The following is a 6,539-nucleotide window of genomic DNA, read 5'->3' on the forward strand; positions in this document are numbered from 1 at the left end:
GCCTCTCGGCGCGCGGCGCTCACAGGCCGGCGTGCCTGGTGCTGGCCACGCCGCGCAGGGCGACCGGCCCGGTTCTGTGCACGAGGATCCGCTTCATCGTCCGCCCCTCACCCGGTGTGAACCCGATGCACCCATGGGTATCCCGGGCGGCGCGTCCTTCACAACGTCCCGACGGACGCTGACCTGTACCGGTCAGTTTTACGGGTTTCGGAGGCCGGTCGCCGCGCCCGGCGACCGGCCTCCCCCAGGGCCTCCATCCGGAGTCGAACCGGATCCTCCGGGGCCACGACCCGGCGTGCGGACCACCACACCATGGAGGCCGTGTCTCCGGCAGGATTCGAACCTGCGCCCTTCGGGTCCGCAACCCGACGCGCTTTCCACTGCGCCACGGAGACTCGATATGAAATTGTGCCGACGCGCTGATGAAGCGCACATCAAACGCGGGGCCAATGCGTAGCGGATGCGGGAATCGAACCCGCCTCGAACGGTTTATGAGGCCGTTGAGAGCACCAGCTCTCCTATCCGCCCCGAGCGGAGGGTGCGAGATTCGAACTCGCGCGGGGAAACCCCGACCACGGCTTAGCGGGCCGCTGCCTTCACTCGGCCAACCCTCCCGGGCGACCGCCTGGAACGCGGAACCGCCCGCCGGGCTCCGGGCCCGCGGGCGGCGATGAGACGTCAGGACGTGCTGGTCACGTCCGTCGGACACCGCTCCCGAGACCGGAGAGACGACGACTGCGCGGCATTCGGTGATGGCGTCGCATGGCCCTTCTCCCCTCTCGTTCGCGGACGGTGTCCGCGGCTGACATCCCTTACTCTGCCGGGCTCATTCCGGCTCCGCAACCGTATTTTCGAGCGGAGTCTTGGCGGGCGAATTCACGGTCTGGCTGCGCAGAGCCGTCCGGGACGCGGCAAAGGCCATCGCCATGTGCGCGCAGCCGACCACGGCGAAGACGGCGTACATGTCGTGGAAGGACGATTCGAGGGCCCCGGCGGCGAGGGTCCCCACCGGAATGGTCGAATAGGCGACCATGCGGGTGGTCGCGACGACGCGTCCGAGCAGGCCGGGCGGCGTGATCTGCTGGCGGAGGGTGAACCAGGAGACGTTCACGACCGCGCCGCACAGGAACACCGCCATCCACGCCGCCCCGATGTCCAGAACGTGCCGGGCCGGAACCAGCAGCAGGAACGCCCCGCCCTGGAGCCCCACCATCACGACGAGCAGCCGGCCCGGCGCGCGCCCGCGCGACAGCAGCCGGTGGGTGAGCGTCGCGCCGAGCAGCGCGCCCGCGCCCTGGAGCCCGACCATCAGGCCGACCAGCGGCGGCCCGTACGCGTGGTAGTTCGCGACGTAGTACACGAAGTTCGCCTGGACGGACCAGATGAGCAGGTTGCTCGCCGCGAACAGCAGCGCCCCCGCGCGCAGCGCCGGATGCCGCGCCGCGTACCGGGCCGCCTCGCGGATCTCGTCCCGCACCCGCGACCTCGCCGCCGGGTCGGGCGTGTCCGCGCCGCCGTCCGGTTCGGGACGACCGCTGCCCGGTGCGGGCCGGACGCGGCCCATGAGCGCGATGAGGGTGGCGGAGACGAGGAAGGTCGCCGCGTCCAAGAAGATCGTGGGTCCGTGGCCGACGAGCGTGACGAGCGCTCCGGCGAGCACCGGGCCGAGCAGGTTCAGCAGGTTGTCGCCGCCGTAGAGGCGCGCGTTGGCCGCGCCGAGCCGTCCGGGCGGAGCGATCTCGGGGATGACGCTCTGGAACGCGGGATGGTAGACCGGCTCAGCGCAGGCCAGCAGGAAAGCGGCGGCGTAGATCGTCCAGATCGGTCCGTGCGCGACCACCACGAGGGCCAGGGCGGACGCGACGACGCCCGCGCCGAGGTCGCCGGCGACCAGCACGCGGCGGCGCGGGAAGCGGTCGGCGAGCACGCCGCCGGGGATCGACAGCAGCAGGAACGGCGCGTACTCCAGCGTGTAGACCGCCCCGGTCTGCACGGCCGACCCGGTGCGGTGCAGGATCAGCAGCGGCAGCGCCACCTTGTAGATCCAGTTGCCCAGCGACGAGGTCAGGTAGGCGGCGAACAGCAGTTCGTACCGCGCCCCCATCCGCCCACCGCCCGCCCCGGACGGCTCGGACGGCTCGGACGCCCCGCCGGACGCCCCGGCCCCTCCACCCGGTTCCGGACGTGCGGCGGCCCGCCGGACGCGCTCGGCGTCCGGCGGGCCGTCGTCAGCGATGTCGCTCAGCCGCCTCAGCCCGCGTGCTTGGCGCTCGCGGTGCCGCGCAGCGCGACCGGTCCCGTCTTGTGGATGACGACTTTCTTCATCTCGTCCGCCCCTTCAGTCACTTTTGTCCGCAACCGTTCCACTATCACCGGCGATCTCCGTCCGGGACCACGGTCAGGCGGACATGTGACCTTTACCGGCCACTCAGTGGCGATAGGTGAGGCCGAACCCGTAAGGGAACAGCGGCGACTTTCCATCGCCCCTGTTCACCGGCTCCTGCGACGCGGTGCGCGGCCAGCTGACGGGCAGCCGCCCGGTCGGCCGGACGGTCCCGAACAGCACGTCCGCGACACCCCGCCCCTCGGTGCCCGGCAGCCACGACTCCACCAGCCCGGCCCAGGACGGCAGCTGCGCGGCGATGTCCAGCGGGCGCCCGGACACCAGCACCACCACGACCGGGACGCCGGACGCGCGCAGCGTGGCGAGGGTGGCGAGGTCCTGGTCGTCGAGGCCCATGCCGTCCGGCCGGTCGCCCATGAACTCGGCGTACGGGGTCTCCCCGACCACCGCCACGGCGACCTTGTAGGACCGGTCGATGCCGCTGCCGTCCCGGCTGTAGGTGACGGTCGTCCCCGGCCGGACGGTCTGCCGGATGCCCTGCAGGATCGTGGTGCCCGTGGTGATCGGCCCGGACGAGCCCTGCCAGGTCAGCGTCCAGCCGCCGGTCTGGTTGCCGATGTCGTCGGCGTTCTTGCCCGCCACGAAGATCTTCCCGCCGTGCCGGGGCAGCGGCAGGACGTTCCCGGCGTTCTTCAGCACGACCTGCGACTCGGCGACGGCCCGCCGCGCGAGCGCCCGGTGCGCGTCGGAGCCGAACGTGCGCTGCCAGGACCGGTCGGCGAACGGGTGCTCGAACAGCCCCATCTGGAACTTGACCGTCAGGATCCGGCGGTTCGCGTCGTCGATCCGCGACATCGGGACGTGCCCGTTGGCGATCTCGCCGCGCAGCGTGCCGATGAACTCCTTCCAGTCCCACGGCTGCATGAACATGTCGATGCCCGCGTTGACCGCCGCCGTGACCCGCTCCGGGGTCAGCCCGGGCGTGCCGCCGCCGATCTGGTCGATGCCGTTGTAGTCGCTGACCACGAAGCCCCGGAACCCGAGCTCGCCCTTCAGGACGTCGGTGATCAGGTACTTGTTCCCGTGCATCTTGACGCCGTTGAACGAGCTGTAGGAGACCATCACCGAGCCGACGCCGCGGCGCACCGCCGCGCGGAACGGCGGCAGGTGGACCCGCCTCAGCTCGGCCTCGGACATCTGGGTGTCGCCCTGGTCCTTGCCGCCGGTCGTCCCGCCGTCCCCGACGTAGTGCTTGGCGGTCGCCAGGATGGACGCCGGGCCGGAGCCGAGCCGCCGCCCCTGGAGGCCGACGATCTCGGTCGTCATCGCGGAGGGCAGTTCCGGCACCTCGCCGAACGACTCGTAGGACCGTCCCCAGCGGTCGTTGCGCACCACGCACAGGCAGGGCGCGAACGTCCACTGCACGCCGGTGCCCGCGACCTCCTCGGCCGTGGCCCGCCCGATTCGCTGGACGAGTCCGGGGTCGCGGGTGGCGCCGAGGCCGATGTTGTGCGGGAAGATCGTCGCGCCGTACACGTTGTTGTGCCCGTGCACGGCGTCCGCGCCGTAGATCATCGGGATGCGCAGCGGGGCGGCCAGCGCCCCGCGCTGGTAGCCGTCGACCATGTCCGCCCAGCCCTGCGGGGTGTTCTCGGCGGGCACCGACCCGCCGCCCGAGAGCACCGAGCCGAGCCGGTAGGCGGTGACGTCCTGCGGGGTCGCGCCGCCGCGTTCGGCCTGCGTCATCTGGCCGAGCTTGTCGTCCAGCGTCATCCGGGCGAGCAGGTCGTCGACGCGTTCCCGGATCGGGCGGCGGGCGTCGAGGTAGGGGGCGGTCGCGGGCGCGGCCCGCTCGTGGGGCCGTCCGGGGACGGGCGCGGCGTCCGCCGGGAGGGTGGCGGCCCCGAGCGCGCCGAGCGCGGTCGCGAGGCCGAGGACGAGGGTCCGGGGTGTGAGGTTGCGCAAGGAAGCCTCCGCGCGGTCGAATTTGTTGCCCCCGACAACAAGCGCACGGTAAGCCGGTCCCCCGGACCCGGCAAGCCCCTTTCGCCCCTTTCGTCCGCATCCGGACGCCCGGCCCGCCGGGGCCCCCGCTCGCCGGGCCCACCCCGCCGCACCCACCCAACGGCGGACGCCGCGCCCCTCGAACACGTGGCCCGAAGCACGCGGCGTCCACTCTCCTCTCAGTCCTCGAAATCGGTGCCCCGGGACACCTTCTCCCAGGTGGCGGCGTCCGCCCGGTCGCGCGCGAGCGACGCCTCGATCGCGTCCACGGCGTCGTTTCCGAGCGGCAGGCGCAGCGGGGTCTCGTCCGCGTCCAGCGCGGCGAGGATCGCGGCGGCGGCCTTGGCCGGGTCACCCGGCTGCTCGCCGTCGCTCTCGGGCAGGGCCCGGCGCACCGGGCCGACGATGCCGGCGTACTCCGGCAGCTCGGCCGCCTGCGCCAGCGCGTTCGTCCCGGCGAACGAGGTCCGGAAGCTGCCCGGCTCCACGATCAGCGTCCGGATCCCGAAACCGGCGACCTCCCCGGCCAGCGCGACGGTCAGCCCCTCCAGCGCGTGCTTGCTCGCCGAGTACCCGCCGACGCCCGGGAACGACATCCGCCCGCCCATGCTGCTCATCTGCACGATCGCGCCCGACCCCTGCCGCCGCATGTGCGGCAGGACGGCGCGGACGAGCGCCGCCGGGCCGAAGAAGTGCAGGTCCATCTGCTCGCGCAGCTCCCGGTCGGACGTCTCCTCGACCGCCCCGACCAGACCGCGTCCGGCGTTGTTCACCAGCACGTCCACGCGCCCGTGCCACAGGACCGCCTCGGCGACCGCGCCCGCGACCGCCGCCTGGTCGGTGACGTCCAGCGCGACCGCCCGCACCCGGTCCGGATGCGCGGCCACCAGGTCGTCCAGGGCCCCGGGACGGCGCGCCGCCGCCACCACGACGTCGCCCGCCGCGAGGGCCGCCTCCGCGATCGCCCGTCCGAACCCCGACGTCGCACCCGTGATCAACCAAACCCGCTGTTCGCTCATGGCCACCGTTATCCACCCGGACGTTCGGCCGCGTCCAAGACAGAAGATCACTTAAGCCATAAACAGCGTTTATCATTCCTGCGTGGAGCTGAGAGAGCTGCGCTACCTCACCGCGATCGCGGACGCCGGGAACGTCGGCCGGGCGGCCGCGGCGCTGTACGTCAGCCAGCCCGCGCTGTCGTACGCGCTGCGCCGCCTGGAGTCGGAGTTCGGCGTGCGCCTGTTCGACCGGCACCCGGGCGGCGTGACCCTGACGCCCGCCGGACGCGACGTGATCGCCGAGGCGCGCCGGACGCTCGCCGCCGCCGAGCGCGTCCCCGCCGCCGCCGAACGGCACCGCCGCGCGGCGTCCGGCGTGCTGCGGGTCGGGTTCGAGGCGACCGGCGCGGGCGAGCTGACCACCCGCGCCCGCGCCGAGTTCACGCGGCGGCACCCGGGCGTCCGGGTCGAGCCGAAGCGGTTCGACTGGGGCGGGGAGGTCGGGGCGCTGCGCGACGGGCGCGTGGACGTCGCGTTCGCGTGGCTGCCCGCCGACCTGTCCGGGCTGCGGTCCGAGGTCGTCCACACCGAGCCGCGCGTCGCCGGGCTGCCCGCCGGCCACCCGCTGGCGTCCCGGCCGAGCCTGTCGATCATGGACGTCGCCGACGAGCCCCTCATGTGGACCGAGCGGGCGCCGCGCCCCTGGGTGGACTGGTGGGCGGTCAACCCCCGCCCGGACGGCCGTCCGCCCGTCTGGGGCCCCACCAACGACAACGTCGAGGAGATGCTCGAACAGGTCGCCGGAGGCGCGGCGATCTGCTTCGCGCCCGCCGGCATGGGCCACTACTACACCCGCCCCGACCTGGTCTGGATCCCGCTCACCGACGTCGAGCCGCTGCGCGTCGCGCTCGCCTGGTCGGCGCCCGGCCCCCTCGTGGACGGCTTCGTCCAGGTCGTCCGCGACCTGATCCGGTGACCCCCGCCCGAGCCACGCGAACGCGGGGCTACGCCGGGGCGGCGGCGGGACGCGTGGCCGGGGCGGCCTCGATCGGCTCGGGTTCGCGGAGGGTGCGGGCGACCGCCCAGGCGAGCGCGGGCGCGGCGATCACCGGGACCAGCGCGGCGGACGGCGAGGTCGCGTCCGCGAGCGCGCCCAGCGCCGGGCTGACGACGCCGCCGACGCTGACCGCGAG

Annotated in this window: 4 protein-coding genes, 3 tRNA genes and 1 pseudogene; 1 reads left to right on the plus strand and 7 read right to left on the minus strand. The window is 73.5% G+C overall.

Going from position 1 to position 6,539, the window contains the following annotated elements:
* Positions 1-322: 322 nt before the first annotated feature.
* From AB0J52_RS22175 to AB0J52_RS22200, 6 genes are all read right to left on the minus strand, one after another.
* Positions 323-395 (minus strand) — tRNA-Arg (locus AB0J52_RS22175).
* A gap of 59 nt (positions 396-454) precedes the next feature.
* Positions 455-527 (minus strand) — tRNA-Ile (locus AB0J52_RS22180).
* A gap of 5 nt (positions 528-532) precedes the next feature.
* Positions 533-614, minus strand: a tRNA-Ser gene (locus AB0J52_RS22185).
* 212 nt (positions 615-826) lie between these two features.
* Complete coding sequence (locus AB0J52_RS22190) at positions 827-2,104, minus strand: MFS transporter (RefSeq protein ID WP_500183773.1); 1,278 nt, start codon at positions 2,102-2,104, stop codon at positions 827-829.
* A 324-nt stretch (positions 2,105-2,428) separates the two neighbouring features.
* The gene (locus AB0J52_RS22195) at positions 2,429-4,309 is read right to left on the minus strand and encodes a glycoside hydrolase family 3 protein (RefSeq protein WP_500183775.1); all 1,881 of its coding nucleotides are present in this window, start codon (positions 4,307-4,309) and stop codon (positions 2,429-2,431) included.
* 218 nt (positions 4,310-4,527) lie between these two features.
* Positions 4,528-5,367, minus strand: coding sequence for an oxidoreductase (locus AB0J52_RS22200; RefSeq protein WP_500183778.1), 840 nt, complete (start codon positions 5,365-5,367; stop codon positions 4,528-4,530).
* Between the two features lie 82 nt (positions 5,368-5,449).
* On the opposite strand from AB0J52_RS22200, the gene AB0J52_RS22205 reads away from it, so the two are divergent.
* Positions 5,450-6,322, plus strand: coding sequence for a LysR family transcriptional regulator (locus AB0J52_RS22205; protein WP_500183779.1), 873 nt, complete (start codon positions 5,450-5,452; stop codon positions 6,320-6,322).
* Between the two features lie 28 nt (positions 6,323-6,350).
* On the opposite strand, the pseudogene AB0J52_RS22210 reads toward AB0J52_RS22205, so the two are convergent.
* Positions 6,351-6,539 (minus strand): annotated as a pseudogene (locus AB0J52_RS22210) (hypothetical protein); the annotation flags it as partial.

Origin of the sequence: Spirillospora sp. NPDC049652 (assembly GCF_040675125.1) — a bacterium.
GTDB lineage: Bacteria > Actinomycetota > Actinomycetes > Streptosporangiales > Streptosporangiaceae > Spirillospora.